This window comes from Caballeronia sp. (assembly GCF_028292365.1).
In the GTDB taxonomy this organism is placed as follows: Bacteria; Pseudomonadota; Gammaproteobacteria; order Burkholderiales; family Burkholderiaceae; genus Caballeronia.
In genome coordinates this window covers 21682-37910 of record NZ_JAQGMM010000090.1, presented here as the reverse complement: position 1 = coordinate 37910, position 16229 = coordinate 21682, and the positions used below count along the sequence as shown (strand labels likewise).

The window sequence follows — 16229 nt, the reverse complement described above, 5'->3', positions numbered from 1 at the left end:
ATAAGGTTGGGCAACTCGCGTTGCCCAACCCTTTGCGATGATCCGTTCAACCCTTGACCGACGCCTCGAGCGCATCAAACTTTTCGCGCACAAACGCGGCACGCTCTTCGCCCTTCAGCGTCTCGCTTTCGGTCAGGATTGCGACGATTCGCTTCGTTACATTGCGGCGATTCGCCACCTCCTGTTCGACGGTCTCGCCTTCCGGGATATCGAACACGTTGCCCGAGCAATAGCTATTCGGCGCGCCTGAGTTGGCACGGAACCATTCAGCAAAGTTATCCGCCGACGCGGCCGGGTTCGTACCCCGTACCGCATCACGCAGCATCTTGCGGAACAAGAACAAGCCGGCGTCGAACTTCGTCGGATTCTCGAGGGCATGCACCGCGATCGGCCGCTGACTGATGATGGCTTCGTAATCGCCGGGCGCGTATTGAGCGTCCTTGTAGTTCTCGCGCTCGCGATGGTTCGGCGGGATGGGCGGCAAGTCCTCCAGCTTGTATTTGCCAAAGCGCTCAGGACGACGCATGGCCACCTGCCCTTCAAGGAAATCGATCGACTCGTAGCCGACCAGCGATTTATCGCAGATGCCGCGCGTATCAATGCCCGGCCCCATCACGCGCCAGCCGATCATCTTGCTGTTTTCATCGTCGACAGGAACCGTCCAGCGAATGATGTGAAAGCGGCTGAACAGCTTCTTCTTTGAACCATCTTCCGACGTGTAGGCGTGCAGGCTCAGATTCGGCAGGACCTGATGCTGGACGCGCACGAACAGCCTGTCTTTATCGACCCGGCGAGCACCCGCGCAGGCAAGACTGCGACCCTGCTGCACCGGCACGAAATGCATGTCGGGTGCGACTTCCATGGACTTCGCGCCGACTTCGTCGAACGTCGTGCCCTGGTACTTGCCGTTCACCACGTTCTTGCCCGCGTGAAGCGCGGTCGGATGATAATTATCCGCGGCGTTGTCCTGCACTTGCAGCCAGTTGCAATGCTGGAAGTTGCTGTAGGCCACGAGTTCATCGCCGGGCGCAACGGTAAAGTCGCCCTCCCATTCCGGGAACGGCGGCTCCTTGTCGGGCGGCCCCATGTACGCAAACACCAGGCCATTGCGCTCTACAGCCTTGTACGCGCCCTGCTGGATCGAGCACGCATATTTCTCGGCTTCCTTTTCTTCGCCATTCGGAAACGGGACGTGAAGACAGGTGCCGTCCACGTCGAAGACCATGCCGTGATAGCAGCATTTGATACCGTGCTCCTGGATCGCACCATATTCAAGCGATGCCCCACGATGCACGCAATGCGCGTGCAACACGCCCACGCGACCACTGCCATCGCGAAATGCAACCAGCTCTTCGCACAGGATCTTCAAAAAGCGCGGGGTATCGGTGAGTTCGATCGACATGCAGACGGGATGCCAGAAAGCCCGCATGTATTCGCCCATTGGCGTGCCGGGTCCCGTCTCGGTCAATTCCGGATCGTGGCCCGGAACCTTGCTGGTGTAGTACCCGCCAAACGGCACGAGCTTTTTCTGCACCACACCGCCACCGGCGCTTTTCTGACCTTCTGCTTTGTCTGACTTGATATTCATGGGGTCCTCTGCTGGGTTTATCCATCGTGCCGAGCCGGGTTGTCGTCCGTCTCGATTGTCTTCGTTCGCTTTGTGCTTTAGATTCTGAACTCCGAACTCTGTATACAAAGATACGATTCAGAGTGCCGCGCTGTCTCTACAGGTAAACGCTTGGTCGCCTCCGCTGCACGCTATCCGGTCAATCCGTTTGACGCTGTCCCGCGCCAGCCTGTAACCTGTTGAACTCAGTATCCAAACTTATCGAGAGCCATCATGGTCGCCAAACTTCTGAAGCTTCAGGCACGTACCGACTATGTCGATGAAGTCTATAAAGTGCTGCTCGACGCCATTAGCGAAGGATCGCTTGCACCAGGAACCCGCATCACGCAGGAAGAAATTGCCGACCAGCTTGCGGTCTCCCGGTCACCCGTTTTGCAGGCGCTGCGCCTGCTCAAGAAAGACGGGCTCGTGCAGGACGCGCCAGGGCGCGGTCTTCTTGTCACCCCGCTCGATCCCACCTGGATCGCCCATCTCTACGAGATCCGCGGCGCGCTCGATTCGCTTGCGGCGAGTCTTGCGGCACAACGCGGCGCCAAGCTCGATAAAGCGCTGATCACGCAAGGGCGCCGCGCGTCGAAAGGCGACGACGTGAAAGCCATGATCGATACAGACTGGGCTTTCCATTCCGCCATCTACCTTGCATCGGGCAATCCGTTGATTGCGGAGACCGCGCATCTTCACTGGGTTCATCTGCGCCGGGTAATGGGCGCCGTGCTGCAATCGTCGGCTCAACGCAAATCCATCTGGGACGAACACGCGGCGATTACCGAGGCTATCGCCGCAGGCGACGCTCGCCGCGCCGCGGAACTCACCGACCTCCATACCAGCCGCGCCCGTGAGAACCTGGTGCGGCGGCTGGGGGAAGTGCTGAGTGAAGAAGCCGAAGACGCGGCGCATCAGTCTTGAATAAGCTTCTTAAGCACGCGTCTGCACGCCGGTTTCCATCACACGCTCAGTGTCTTTCATCGCTTCTTTCGTCGCTTCGCGCTTGCGGCTGTTCACGAGTTTTGCAGGCACCGTGAACACGAGCACGCTGCCAATGATCAAGCTCACTGCAAGCCCCAACACGCCGTTTCCTGTCGACCCCGTCGAGGTCTGGATCAGCCCGATCACATAGGGGCTGACCACGCCCGAGATGCTGCCTACCGAGTTGGCAACGGCAAGGCCGGCCGCTGCGGCCGCACCGCCGAGAATAGCCGGGGGCAAGACCCAGAACTGCGAGATGGTTGTCATCACACCCATCGTGCCGACGGTCAGCGCAAGCATTGCGATCGGCGTGGAATGCGCATAGGAAACGCTAAAGTACAAACCCGCTGCGCCAACAATCCCCGGCAACGCGAGGTGCCAGCGGCGCTCGCCGCGAGCATCCGAACTATGGCTGACGAGTACCATGGTGACGGCCGCTGCGGCATACGGAATCGCGCTTAGCAAACCGATGTTCAGCGGATCGGCCACGCCACTTGCCTTGATCAAGGTAGGCAGCCAGAAGCTCACACCGTAAAGACCCATTGTGAAGAAGAAATAGATCAGGCTGAGCAGCAAGACCTTCGGATGCATGAGGCCGTCCTTCACGGAATGCAGGACATGCGCTGACCGTTCCTCGACCAATGCCCCTTCAAGGAAGGCTCGTTGTGGTGCGGAGAGCCACTTCGCGTCGCTGACTTTGTCGTCGAGATAGACCAGCGCGATCAGGCCGAGGATCGCGGTCGGAATGCCTTCGAGCACGAACAGCCATTGCCATCCAGCGAGTCCGTGCGTGCCGCCCATGTGGTTCATGATCCAGCCGGATAGTGGACCGCCGACCACGCCCGACATGGGGATACCGGTCATGAACAGCGCGGTCACCTTGCTGCGTCGCGACGATGGGAACCAGTAGGTGAGATAAAAAAGGATTGCGGGAATGAAACCCGCTTCTGCCACGCCAAGCAGGAAGCGCATGATATAGAAACTGGTTGGCGAGGTGACGAACATCATGCCGGCGGAGATGATGCCCCACGTGATCATGATCCGCGCGATCCAGCGGCGGGCGCCGACCTTCAATAACAGCAGGTTGCTGGGTACTTCGAACAAGAGGTAGCCGACGAAGAACACACCCGCGCCCGCACCGTAGACGGCATCGCTGAAATTGAGATCTTTGAGCATTTGCAGCTTGGCAAATGCCACGTTAATGCGGTCCAGATAAGCGCACAAATAACATAGGAACAGGAACGGCAATAGTCGCCACGTAATCTTGGAGAACGTGGACGCTTCGTCGCGTTTGCTGAATGCGGCCGGGCTAGCGGGATTCATGTCTTGTCTCCTGGGGGTCGGATAAAAGCGGGACGCCGGCCTTCTCTTGATGGTGGCTGTGTCGTCCCTGCTTGATGTGGTACATGAAGCAATACATGCTGCGTGCCTGCGTTCAACGCATGGCGTCATCAGTCGAACATGTCGGGCTGCTTGGCAACGAGGTCATTCCAGATCGTCTGGAAATGCAGCCAGCCAATGTATTCGCTACCCACATGCTCGCGGCTATAGCGAGCCCGTTCGGGCGTGACGAGCTTCGGCGTGATGCCGGTCGCATCAATCATTAACTGCTGCTGACAGCATCGCTCCAGGGCGATAAACCAGAACGCCGCTGACTCTATGCTGTGACGGCTCGCGGTAAGCAAACCGTGATTCTGGTGAATGGCAGCCTTTACACCCTTGAACGCATTCGCAACTTTATGGCCCGCCTTTACTTCGACCGCGACCTGTCCAGCTTCATCGCCGATCACCACGTGGTCTTCGAAAAATGCGGCGGCATCCTGCGTGATCGGCTCGAGATTTTTGCCAAGTGCGGCGAACGCCGTGCCATACACTGTGTGCGCATGGCACATCGCCACAATATCCTGATGCATTTCGTGAACGGCAGCATGCAACACAAAACCGGCCCGATTGATCGCATGATTGCCTTCGACCACGCGGCCTTCGTGATCCGCGCAAATCAGATTCGACACCTTCACTTGCGAGAAGTGAATGGCCATCGGATTGGTCCAATACAAGCCCGGGTTTTCCGGATCACGCACAGTCAGGTGGCCGGCAAAACCGTAGTCAAACCCCTGTAGTGCGAACGCCCTGCACGCCCCGACCAGGCGTTCCTTCAAGTGCTGCCGCTGCGCCGCGGGATTCGCGAACGTCGGCAATTCCGGGAAGATCAGCCCTTCCTGGTCCGGCTGATAAATCGATACCTTGCCGTCCTTCACCAGATTTTCGGGTGCGTCGGAACGCGCTTCCATGACAGCCGCCATTTGATTTATCTCCTGTAGAGCAAGTGGGATTGTTTTCAGGACTTAATGGTCGTCCCCATGACATTTATTGACAAACGATGACTGTTCATAGAAAGATGAACAGGATTCATGTATCGGCGAAAAACATTCCATCGGAGACGGACCGCGCATGCGACGGATACCGAATTTCGTGCTGCTGCGCGCTTTCGAAGCGGCTGCGCGACTTGAAAGCTTCACGCTGGCGGCGGAAGAATTGCATTTGTCGCAATCCGCGATCAGTCATCAGGTCAAGGAACTGGAGGCGTATTTCGGCCTGCCCTTATTTCATCGACGCAACCGCCGCGTTGAAACCACGGCTGAAGGCAGAAGGCTTTTCGACAGCCTCGGGCGTGTATTCGATGTGATCGAGGCCGCGTGCAGCGAGGTCGCTTTATCGCCGCAGGCACAGGTGCTGGCGGTTCATTGCGCCCCCAGTCTTGCGGTGAAATGGCTGGGTCCGCGCTTGCCTAAATTCATGCAGGCTCATCCCGACATCACGATCCGGCTCTCGTCGGGTGCAGAACCGATCGACCTGACACGCATGCATGAAGTCGATATCGCCATCTCTTACGGCATGGCGGTGGAGCGTCCAGGGCTGCATGTGTATCCGCTCGGCGCGGAGCGGATCGTGCCAATGTGCTCGCCCGGCATGTTGCGCGAGGGTGTATCGCTTGAGCAGCAGATTGTCGACTTCACGCTCATCGATTCGCAACTCAGCCGGGTGACATGGCGTGACTGGTTCACGTTGAATGGGCTGGCGTTCCCGAACAAGCCGCGCCCTTCGTTTGACCGCGGCGCGCTGGCGATATCCGCCGCAGTCGACGGCATGGGTATCGCACTCGAAACCACGCGTCTCGCAGAACGCGAATTCGCGCGTGGCGAATTGATCGAGTTCGGTGAAGGGCACTTCAAACCCTTCATGCGCGAGACGCACTTCCTGTCGTACCGGACGAACGAACGCAACCTCGACAAGGTTAAGCTGTTCAGACTCTGGCTCGCCGACATAGCGGGAATGACCGCGCAGTGGCAAGCCGACGCGCCGTTGTAAGCGGCTCTCGCCGCAAATCGCGGCTAAGACTTTTCTCGAGCAAGGGATCGAGGTGGCCGCGGGCGTGAAACAACAACTGGAAAGCGACGCTGCGAAAACACCGGGTCTTCGGTTGCTCGGTGAACGCTTCATGGTCGTTCAGCAAGCAATGGGATTGGCGAAGAACCGTGGTGATGCTGCGGCTGACTATCTCCGGCGTTTCGTGGAAGAGATGAAAGCGTCGGGCTTCGTTGCGGACTCATTGCAGCGGCACAAGATCAACGGCGCATCGGTGGCACCCGCGGTCTGATGGTTTGTGCGCGGCCTGCCGAAGGGAAAAACAGGGATAGACGTTTTAGTTTGTTTTCCTAACTTCTATTCAACACCCTTCCCAGCTGAGCGCGGCATCTGATGAAGAACACCCTGTTTTCCCTCATCACATGGCCACTCCGGCTCAACGTCGAATCACATCAATAAGCACCTGTCTAGTGCTGTTTTCAGCGCGAGATTGTGGCTGATGAAGATCAGCGCGGTGCCTTCCTCGCGCGGGTCACACCATCGGCTTGCTGAGCCGCGATCAGGTTCACGGCGGACGCAGCACCGCACTCCTCGAGATTGTCCGGCATCGTCTCTCCTGCTGATTGAAAACGGGGCGTGGCTTTTATCGTTGGACCGATCGCTAGCCCGATGGTTGACCCGGTCCGCACCTGCCAGGCATAGCCGGGCGCGCGACCGCACGCATCACGCCATGCTATGTGCAACAGCACCCTGGTTTTCGGATTAGCGGCCGGCTTAGTGCGGGGAGTATTACCCAAGCCGACCTGCCGTCCTATTAGCGACTGGGCTCGCCAAGTGCGAAAACGCGCTTGTCACCAACACGCCGCTATCGCCAATGCTTCGTCAATTACCCCTTGCCCTTCGCCAGCGCACCGGCACTGTTAGCGCCGCCGAACAGTTGCGTCAGGTACTGCGAATTCTTGTTCATCGTCGCCATGACTGTGTTGAGCGCGGTGAACTGCGCCTGGTACTGGTGAGTGAGCTGGGCCGAGTAGCTCGCCAAGGTGTCTTGCTGCGTGCTGATGCCCTTGAGGTCCGCGTTGAGCGGGTCCTGGTTATTCGCAATCAGGCCGCCTTCGCCCAGGAACCCGTTCAGGCTCTTTGTCATCTTGGCAGCCACGCCGGTCGTCGAATTGAACAGGGCCGCGACGCCTTGCGGATTGCTCGTCAGCTCGTTGGCCATCTTCGTGCTGTCGGCGGTAAGCGTTCCGTCCTTGTTCAGGGCAATGCCGATAGCGCCAAGCGAAATATTGGAGCTGCCATTCTTGACGCCGCCGCTGACAATGCTCGCGAGCGTGCTCTTGACCGTGTTGAACATCGAGTTGCCAAGCAGCGGGCCGCCTTGCGCGCCCTTGGCTTTCGAACTGTCGAAACCGGCAACCTGGCCGTAGGTGGTGACCAAGGTGTTATAGAGATTGACGAAGTTGTTGATGGCGGTCGATGCCGACGTGGTGTCCTGCGCCACGGTCAGCGTCTGCGGTGTGCCGGCAGGCACGCCAATGGCCGCAGCGGTCAAGTTCAGGGTGACGCCCTGAATCGCGGTGGTCACCGTGTTGCGTGAACTCGTGCCGGCCGTACCGTCGATGGTGAACATGGCGTCTTTGGCCGATCCCGTCTGCGTCCACGGGCTCACGGCGGACTCGGATGCCGAAGCCGATGCCGATGCCGAAGCCGATGCCGATGCCGATGCAATGGTCGACGGATCCGCGGCGCTGGCGCCGGCCGTGGACGTTACGCCGAGACTGGACAGACCGGCGTCGTCAGTCACCGTGCCCACTGAAACATCGATCGTGTTCGATGCCCCCGTGGCCGACGAACGCAAGATCAAGTGCGCGCCGTCCGTGCCCGTCACGACGGTTGCCGTGACGCCCGGATTGCTCGAGGACGAGTTGATCGCGCTCGCAATGCCGCTCACGGTGTTGTTCGCCGACGTGATGTCGACGCTCATCGACTTGTCTCCAACCGAGACGTTCATCGTGCCGGTACCCAGTGCGGTTGTCGCGCCGAATGCTGCCGACGAGAGCGTCTGCGCGCTGGCAATTTGCGTCACCGCGACGGAATAGCTGCCCGTCGCCGCGCCGCTGCTGCCGCTTGCCGTCAGCCCCGTGCCGTCCGTGGTTGCCGTGAACTGTCCGAGAGCAGTACCGTTCGACAGCGGCGCAATGCCTGCCTGCAACGCCGACAAACCGGCCTGCAAAGCGCCGATTGCCGAGAGCTTGGTGTTGTCGTTTCTCTGCTGTGCGATCAGCGAGCCGGTCTGGCCCGCCACCTTCGCGTTGACGAGGCTCGTGACCAGGGCCGACACATCCAGCGATGCATTGCCCGTCGAGCCGCTGATGACGGACTGTGCGGCGGATGCCCTGGCCGAGGCGGCGGCGGCAGTCGTATCGGCCGCGGTCGAGATGGCATTGGCCGAAGTCGCGGGGGCCGGGGTAGGCACGCTTGTAGCGCTGGACGCGCTGGAAATCGTCGACATTAAAATGCTCCGTACGTCGGGTTTGCTGTTGAGCCTCGACGGAAATCGCCCGCTGAAGGCAAGCCTCAGGGGAGGCTTTACGTGATGCCATGCGATGCGGTCGCCGCGCGTTGCCCGGGCTGTGCATCGTTGGCTGGACATCGTCTATCGGCGCAGTCATGGTTGCGCACTTCCACCAAGGGTGAAACGGCGAGCAACACGCGCCTCCCGCAGGTTCTTTCCAAATCTTTAAAAAGATTTCCACGCGTGGGCCAGCCGATCTGAGGTCACCGAAGCCTGGCGCGACTGGCGGGCCGCAACAGCAAACAGGCCGTATCTATCAGTGACGTGGAAAAGTTGCGCGGAAATTTTCCGCAAGCCTCGGGGAAGCCTTCTTCTCTCGCGGCTCACCGGTATTTTTTGATTTTCATTTCATTATTTTTCGCGGATGCTTGAGCGCGATTCCGAATGCGCCCGGCCTTTCCGGCTTGGCATACTGGATGGAAGCCTTAGCGGCGGCAACGTTCAGTTGCCTTTTTATCGAGGCATCATTCTTGCGGCTTATGGACCGTCTCGCGATCCGCACGCGGTGCAGTCCGGAGTGCGGGCAGGAAGCATGAGCGGACGGCCCGAAGGGCGTGCGGTCAGAGCCAGAGAAGTAATTCTGGCGTCGGTTCATCCAGGCGATGCAAGCGGTCGCACGGAATTGTGACGCGCGTTAGTTCGCTTTTACAACCCGTCAGGAAACTGGAAATCAACCTGAACTTGCGGCTTTGAAGGCGGCGGCCATCGGCGATTGATCCGCTGAAAATTCAAACGCCTATGCGTGAATGGAAGGCGAGTTGAGGAGCGGTAAGCCGGCCCCTCGCTGTTTCGACTAGCGTGTCGGACAGTCGCTCGCCCGGCACATTCGGACAAAAGAGTCGACCGCCGTTTGTTTGTTTTCGAGGCTCATCCGCCAATCCAGTACACTTATTACATCGAAGGCAATGGCCCAGACCGGGGAAACCTGGTCCGGGGTTTGATAGTTAAGAGGGAGAAATGTACGTGGCTAATGACAAGATGCTGGCGCAAATGAGCAACAAACCGGGGTTTATCGCGGCCCTCGACCAGAGTGGCGGATCAACGCCCGGCGCCCTGAAGGCGTATGGAATTCCGGAGAGCGACTACAACGGCGACGCCGAGATGTTCGCGCTGATGCACGAGATGCGGGTACGCATCATGACCGCACCAGCCTTCACCGGCGACAAGGTTATCGGCGCCATTCTTTTCGAAGCCACCATGGACGGGCAGGCTGAAGGAAAGTCCGTTCCGGCCTTCCTGTGGGAAGACCGCGGCGTAGTGCCTTTCCTGAAAGTGGACAAGGGGCTCGAGGCGGAAGCGAACGGCGTGCGTCTGATGAAACCGATCCCTGGACTGGACACGCTGCTCGAGAGGGCGGTCAAGCTGGGCGTATTCGGCACGAAAATGCGCTCTGTTATCGACCATGCGTCCCAGGAAGGGATCGCGGCCATTTCCAAGCAGCAGTTCGAAGTCGCGGCGCAAATCCAGGCGCATGGCCTTGTGCCAATCCTGGAACCCGAGGTGTCGATCAACAGCCCGGACAAGGCGGCAGCGGAAACCATTCTCCGGGCCGAACTGCTCAAGGGCCTTGAAGCGTTGCCCGAGGGCAGCAAGGTCATGATCAAGCTGACCATCCCGGACGTCGCGGATTTCTATCGTCCGCTGATCGAGCACCCGGCCGTCGTACGCGTGGTGGCGCTCTCAGGCGGTTATGCGCGGACCGACGCGTGCAATCGCCTCGCGAAGAATCACGGCATGATCGCCAGTTTCTCCCGTGCGTTGATCAATGAGCTCAAGAAGTCGATGAGTGACAGCGAGTTCGACGCAACGCTGGCAACGTCGGTCAATGAGATCTATCAGGCCTCAGTTGAAAAGGTCTGATCAATAGGTGAGAAATTAAGTGAGAAACCTGCTTTAAAGCAGGTTTCGAAGCGACGTTAGATACCGGCCGCACTTGAGGCATGAGTGCGGCCGGTTTGTCATGCAGCGCGAGCAACGCTCGCTTGCGCCAGTTCAAGACGGCGCGTCCACGCTGCAAGGTGGCGGAAAGCGACTGGCGGTTTACACAGAATTGCACTGTCATATTGCTTGCCGGCGAACCTGACGAAGTCGGCAATCCGGAAGCCCTGGCCACGGTAGAACTCAATCAAATGTGCAGCGGGTTGCGGTGTATCCAGCGCAAGCTCAGCGTAGCCGCGAATGGCGGCCCAGTGATCCGCATAGGCCAATAGCGACTTCCCGATCCCCCTGCTCTGATAGGCAGGATCAACGCCGAACTGGCGAACGCTCGCAATATCATCCCGCCGATAAAGCGCACAGAGCGACTCGCCATCCTGTGCGTAAAGCGTCATGGTTCCAACCAGCCGTCCGTTGCATACCGCAACATAACAATCGCCGCGCGTGGCGCGCGCGCGGGTAACCAGCGCGGACTGGTCAACGCACGTGCAATTGAGCCCCATCCCGCCAAGCCGTGCAAACGACCGGTGCAGCATCTGGGTCAACTCATCGAAGGAATCGCACGCCGGGTCAAAGCGTCTCAGTACTACGCTGCCTACACCACGATGAACGTAGCTGATACGCGTGTGATTCTTCATTGCTGTACGTTGCTTCGACATGACACCCCCGGTCTCATCATTTCCCAGAAGTGTAGGATTCCTCGCCGGTTGATAACAAGAAAAAATGCCGTAAATATTTCGTGTTTTACGGCATATATATGCGGACCACTTAGGGCTTTACAGAATTTTTATTCGCGACAATGCAGGCCTTCATTTGCACGCACGAGTGCTCAGATAACGCGTACGCTTTCCGCATTCATTTTTTCGACAGTGAGATTCACGGATCGCGAGGTCAAAGGGCTGGTCCGATGCCTGACCCCGGCTGGCACGGTCAACATCTCGCCTGCCTTCAACTCGTATCGCGCCGTTTCCAGTTCGACAAGCAAGACGCCTTCGAGAACGATGAACACTTCGTCCGAATCAGGATGGAAATGCCAGAAAAATGGCGCGTCCATCACGCTCAGATGAACCGCGTGATCGTTCACCTGAGTCAGGACCTCGTTGAAGTAGCCTGCTTTAGACTGCGCAGCCACTGAGCTTAGGTTGATCAATTTAGCATCCAGGATCGTCCCCTCCGGATTCATTGCGGCCAAGCGTGTGAGCGACGGCTAAGAATAGCGCGCACGTCACCCGCTATTTACAAGCCTAACCATCCGGGACGAGCGTGCAAAGCGAGAAATTTTCACCGCGACGTGAAGTAAATTCACAAGGTAAATTCACAAGGTGTCACCGCCTCAGCGCAGATCCGAATCAAGCGATGAAGGCACGAAGATGTTCCCTTCCATGAGCCGACGCGCCGTCCGGCTCATGACCGCCTTGGTGACGACCCACGACCCGTCGCGCTGCTCGGCTTCTGCACCGACCGCCAATACGCCCGACGGATGGCCGAAGCGGATCCGGTCGGCCGTCTTGTTCGCCAGGAGCCGATGCACGATCGTGCCTGGAATCACGCCGGCAACCGCAACCGCGACTGCGCCGGTACCGGTCATGGCATGGTGCAGCTTGCCCATGGAGAAAATGCGGGCGTTGATATCGAGTGTCGCCGGGTCCACCGGCTTGCCGCTGGATGCCACATAGGCGGAGGGCGTGGCCACGAACGCGAGTTTCGGCGTGTGGGGCCGAAGTGTCGAGGCTTCATCAGCAGTCCTGGACAGTCCCATCCGAACAGCCGCATGCGCGCGAATGGCCTCGGCCTTGCTAAGCAAATCAGCATTGCCGTTGATGTCTCGTTGCAGTTCGCTGCCCTTCAGCCCGAGAGCCGCGGCGTCAATGAAAATTGCCGGATTGCCCGCGTTGATCATCGTGAGTTCGATGACGCCGACACCGGGTACGTCGAGTGTATCGATCGGATTTCCCGTGGGAAACATGCCGCCGCCGGCACTATCGTCGTCGCCCTCACCGCTCGGGTCCAGGAACTCGATCCTGATTTCGGCCGCGGGAAAGGTCACGCCATCGAGTTCGAAGTCGCCTTCTTCCACCACTGCGCCATCTTGCATCGGCACATGCGCAATGATTTTTGCGTTGATGTTTGCCTGCCAGATACGCACGGTGGCCGTGCCGTCGCGCGGCGCATCGACCAAGCCCTGCGCGATCGAGAACGGACCCACCGCCGACGTCAGGTTGCCACAGTTACCGGACCAGTCGACGACAGGCTTGTCGATCGCCACCTGGCCGAACCAATAGTCGACATCGCAATCGTCCCTGGAAGAGGGACCTACGAGTACGACCTTGCTGGTGCTTGACGTAGCGGCGCCCATGCCGTCGATCTGCTGGCCATAGGGGTCGGGACTGCCGATCACGCGCAGCAGGATGCGGTCGCGCAGCGCCCGATCGGAGGGGAGTGAATCCGCACGGAAAAAGACACCTTTGCTTGTGCCTCCGCGCATATAGGTTGCCGGAATCTTTCTTTGCACCTTGGTCTCCTGAGATTGAGCTCGCCTGCCGACGGCGGCGCGCGGGGCGGGCGCTTCAGGTCGAAAAGACTATCACGTTCGCATCGCACGCGTGCCATGCAGGCACGACTCAATCAGGACAGTAGGAACCGTCAGAACAAAATATCCTGCAGCCGATAATACGCGCCGACCAAAGGCAGCGTCCACGCGCGGCCGGCGTGTCCGGGCACGGGGGTCCAAGGCAGCGAACGCCACGGATTGGCCTGCTCGGAACCCGACATCATGTCGGCCATCATGCGCCCCATATGCGTCGACATCTGCACGCCGTGGCCGCTGTAGCCCATTGAATAGTAGAGCCCTTCGTGCTGTCCCGCACGGGGAAGCCGGTCCACCGTGATGTCGATCAGACCACCCCAGCAGTAGTCGATCCTCGTGTCGGCAAGCTCCGGAAAGTACTTGGCAAGCCCCTTGCGTAGTACGTTGCCGCTCTTTTCATCGGAATGAGGATTGGACATCGCGAAGCGCGCGCGACCACCCCACAGCAGCCGGTTATCGGGCGTGACCCGAAAATAATTGCCGATGTTGAGCGACGTCACATAGCTGCGCCTGTGAGGGAAAAACGCGTCGAGTTGCTGCGTGGAAAGCGGCTCCGTCACCACAATAAAACTGCCCACCGGCGCCATGCGTCGCTGGAACCACTGCAACGGCCCCACGCGCGATGCACCCGTAGCCACGAGCACCCGGTCTGCCCTGATGACGCCACGCGCCGAGGCGATTTCGTAGCGCTCGCCATCAATGCGATTCAGTTGCGTCACCGCCGCGCCTTCGAAGATACGCGCGCCGTGCCGCGTGGCAGCCTGTGCCAGCCCGACTCCGAACTTGCCCATGTGCATCTGCACGCCGTTGCGCTGCAGCAGCCCGCCATGAAAGCCATCCGAGCCGATTTCACTGCGCATGCGATCAGCCGGAATCAACTCGACTTCCGGGTCGACCTCGCGACGCAATACCTCATAGGTACGCGCCAGTTTTTCGAAGTGCTTGGGCTTGGCTGCCAGCTTTAGCTTCCCTGTGCGGACAAGGTCGCAATCGATCTGATGACGGGAGACAATGGACTCCACGCTCGCCACCGCACTTTCATACGCGCGATAAAAGCCCCGGGCCTGCTCCAGTCCGACTCTCGCGGCAAGCGAAGCAAAGTCCTGCGCGACGCCGGTATTACACTGGCCGCCGTTACGCCCGGACGCCTCGCTTGCTATCCGCCCTGCTTCCAGCACGGTCACCGACACACCGCGCGTGGCCAGTTCGAGCGCAGCCGACAAGCCCGTGAATCCGCCACCGATCACTACCACGTCGGCGCGGCCCTCCACGGGACCCTGTGCACCTTCGCTGAATACGGGAGCCGTATCCAGCCAATACGAATCAAGCTTCATTGATTTTTTAGTTGAGTGTGGCGCGACGAGTCTGCTTCTGAATTCTGCCTCGTGCGCCACGATAGACGCTTCCGCTGCTTCACTGACCCGCCTGGTCAGGCAGTCCACCAGACATGTTCGGCAAACGAGAAGCCCATCATCGCACCGGTCGGGATCGAGCCCAGCCCTTTCAAGCGCTTGTCGTTGGCATCGAGCAGGCTGATGAACGACGGGATACCGATGCCACCCTGATCCGCCACCAGCACCTGCATCTCGCCGTACATCTGCTTGCGTTTGGCTTCGTCGGTCTCGGCGCGCGCGCTCAGCAGCAACTGGTCGAAGCGCGGGTCCTTCCAGCCGGACTCGTTCCAGGGAGCGTCAGACTTGAAGAACTGCGTGAACAATACGTCTGCGCTAGGACGAGGGTTGATGCTGCCGAAACCGAGCGGATGTTTCATCCAGTGGTTCGACCAGTAACCATCGCCGGGAACCCGGTTCACGACGAGGTTCACACCAATCTTCGCCGCCGTCTGCTGCATCAGCTCCGCCATTTCGATAGAACCGTTCGCGTCGGTCGTGGCGTAGATCGGCGGCAGGGCCGGACCGACCGCACCGGCCTTCTGCATGTAGAACTTGGCCTTGTCGAGATCGAACTTGCGCTGCGGCAATGAAGCGTTGAAGTAGCGGTGACCCGGCGGGATCGGCTGGTCGTTGCCGGTCACGGCAAAGCCCCGGAACACGGCCGTGCGGATCTGTTCACGGTCGAACAGGTTCTTCATGCCCATCACGAAGTTGGGGTTGCCCGTGAGCGTGTTGTCGCGACGCATGATCAGGTCGGTGTAAAGACCGGATTTGGTTTCCTTGACCGCATAACCCGGAGTCGACGCAATACGCTGTGTCGAACGCGGATCGACGGAGTTGATCAGGTGCACGTCGCCCGCGAGCAGCGCGTTCACGCGAGCCGCGTTGTCGCTGATGCTCACCAGTTCGATCTGGTCGAGGTACGGTTGCCCGGTCTTCCAATAGTTGTCATTGCGCACGCCGACCGTGCCGACACCCGGCTTGAAACTCTTGAGCTTGTACGGGCCGGTTCCAATCGCCGAAGCGAAGTTCGTCGTGCCGTCCTTGACGATCACGAGTTGCGGCGTGGCAAGGATCGCCGGCAAGTCGGCGTTTGGCACATCGAGCACAATGGTCACTTCGTTCGGACCGCTCGCCTTGATATCGGTGAACTGGTCAGCGAGGCTCTTCACCTTCGATGCCGTCTGCGGATTCTTGTGACGCAACAGTGAATACGCCACATCAGCAGGCGTGAGCGGCTTGCCGTCGTGGAAAGTCACACCCTGGCGCAGCTTGATGATCCACGTCTTTGCATCGGAACTTGATACGGACTCCGCAATGTTCATTTGCGGCGTCAGGCTCGCGTCAAACTGGGTCAGGCCGCTATAGAACATGAAAAACCGGATGTAGTCGCTACCCGTCGAACCCACGGCGGGGTCGAGGGTGTCCGAGACCGAGCCCGCGTCGTACGCCACCCGGATACTGCCGCCTTTCCTGGGGGTATCAGCGGCCAGCGCAGCGGCAGACACCGACAGCAGGCCGCCGCCGGTGACCGCCATCATGCCGGTGCCGGCCAATACGCGGATCATGTCGCGACGACTTAGACCACCGCTTTTTATATCATCTTTCACTTGAGTGACTCCGGACGGGTAAGGGATCTGAAAGAACGTTCAGGCGACGACGGGGGCCAGGTTTATCGCGTCTCTTCAGCAGCATCGTATGCTTGCAGAATCCGCGTGAAACGCCGACAAAAACCGCAAAACAGCATAAATCGCTTGTTATCGCATCGCTAACGCG

The 16229-nt window shown here is 59.4% G+C and carries 12 protein-coding genes and 1 pseudogene; 4 read left to right on the top strand and 9 right to left on the bottom strand.

All coding sequences use genetic code 11. The features are described 5' to 3' along the window. Positions 1 to 46: 46 nt before the first annotated feature. Complete coding sequence (locus JWR14_RS05430; protein WP_299702661.1) at positions 47 to 1588, bottom strand: Rieske 2Fe-2S domain-containing protein; 1542 nt, start codon at positions 1586 to 1588, stop codon at positions 47 to 49. A gap of 252 nt (positions 1589 to 1840) precedes the next feature. Here JWR14_RS05430 and JWR14_RS05425 point away from each other — a divergent pair, with 252 nt between their 5' ends. Beyond that, positions 1841 to 2533 carry a GntR family transcriptional regulator gene (locus tag JWR14_RS05425; protein ID WP_299702658.1) on the top strand — a complete coding sequence of 231 codons (693 nt, stop codon included), beginning with the start codon at positions 1841 to 1843 and terminating at the stop codon, positions 2531 to 2533. 9 nt (positions 2534 to 2542) lie between these two features. On the opposite strand, the gene JWR14_RS05420 is transcribed toward JWR14_RS05425, so the two are convergent. Next, on the bottom strand, positions 2543 to 3916 hold the full coding sequence (locus JWR14_RS05420; RefSeq protein ID WP_299702655.1) for an MFS transporter: 1374 nt from the start codon (positions 3914 to 3916) through the stop codon (positions 2543 to 2545). Between the two features lie 128 nt (positions 3917 to 4044). After that, complete coding sequence (locus JWR14_RS05415; RefSeq protein ID WP_299702652.1) at positions 4045 to 4896, bottom strand: class II aldolase/adducin family protein; 852 nt, start codon at positions 4894 to 4896, stop codon at positions 4045 to 4047. A 148-nt stretch (positions 4897 to 5044) separates the two neighbouring features. Between JWR14_RS05415 and JWR14_RS05410 the strand changes: the two genes are divergently transcribed. Together JWR14_RS05410 and JWR14_RS05405 are read left to right on the top strand one after the other, a co-directional pair. Beyond that, positions 5045 to 5962, top strand: coding sequence for a LysR substrate-binding domain-containing protein (locus JWR14_RS05410; RefSeq protein WP_299702649.1), 918 nt, complete (start codon positions 5045 to 5047; stop codon positions 5960 to 5962). 25 nt (positions 5963 to 5987) lie between these two features. Next, a pseudogene (locus tag JWR14_RS05405) lies at positions 5988 to 6251 on the top strand (ABC transporter substrate-binding protein); the annotation flags it as partial. A 594-nt stretch (positions 6252 to 6845) separates the two neighbouring features. On the opposite strand, the gene fliD reads toward JWR14_RS05405, so the two are convergent. Then, positions 6846 to 8474: a flagellar filament capping protein FliD gene (gene fliD, locus JWR14_RS05400; RefSeq protein ID WP_299702646.1), complete on the bottom strand. Its 1629-nt coding sequence runs from the start codon at positions 8472 to 8474 to the stop codon at positions 6846 to 6848. Between the two features lie 1020 nt (positions 8475 to 9494). Between fliD and JWR14_RS05395 the strand changes: the two genes are divergently transcribed. After that, on the top strand, positions 9495 to 10397 hold the full coding sequence (locus JWR14_RS05395; protein WP_366144506.1) for a fructose bisphosphate aldolase: 903 nt from the start codon (positions 9495 to 9497) through the stop codon (positions 10395 to 10397). 98 nt (positions 10398 to 10495) lie between these two features. On the opposite strand, the gene JWR14_RS05390 is transcribed toward JWR14_RS05395, so the two are convergent. The 5 genes from JWR14_RS05390 to JWR14_RS05370 all read right to left on the bottom strand — a co-directional run bounded on the left by JWR14_RS05390 (position 10496) and on the right by JWR14_RS05370 (position 16063). Further along, positions 10496 to 11131: a GNAT family N-acetyltransferase gene (locus tag JWR14_RS05390; RefSeq protein ID WP_299702640.1), complete on the bottom strand. Its 636-nt coding sequence runs from the start codon at positions 11129 to 11131 to the stop codon at positions 10496 to 10498. Between the two features lie 170 nt (positions 11132 to 11301). After that, the gene (locus JWR14_RS05385; protein WP_299702637.1) at positions 11302 to 11622 is read right to left on the bottom strand and encodes a cupin domain-containing protein; all 321 of its coding nucleotides are present in this window, start codon (positions 11620 to 11622) and stop codon (positions 11302 to 11304) included. Positions 11623 to 11805: 183 nt separating this feature from the next. Then, the gene (gene prpF, locus JWR14_RS05380) at positions 11806 to 12984 is read right to left on the bottom strand and encodes a 2-methylaconitate cis-trans isomerase PrpF (RefSeq protein WP_299702634.1); all 1179 of its coding nucleotides are present in this window, start codon (positions 12982 to 12984) and stop codon (positions 11806 to 11808) included. A 131-nt stretch (positions 12985 to 13115) separates the two neighbouring features. Then, positions 13116 to 14393, bottom strand: a complete 1278-nt coding sequence (locus JWR14_RS05375; protein WP_299702631.1) for an FAD-binding oxidoreductase — start codon at positions 14391 to 14393, stop codon at positions 13116 to 13118. A 95-nt stretch (positions 14394 to 14488) separates the two neighbouring features. Continuing rightward, positions 14489 to 16063, bottom strand: coding sequence for an ABC transporter substrate-binding protein (locus tag JWR14_RS05370; protein WP_299702627.1), 1575 nt, complete (start codon positions 16061 to 16063; stop codon positions 14489 to 14491). Positions 16064 to 16229 lie beyond the last annotated feature (166 nt).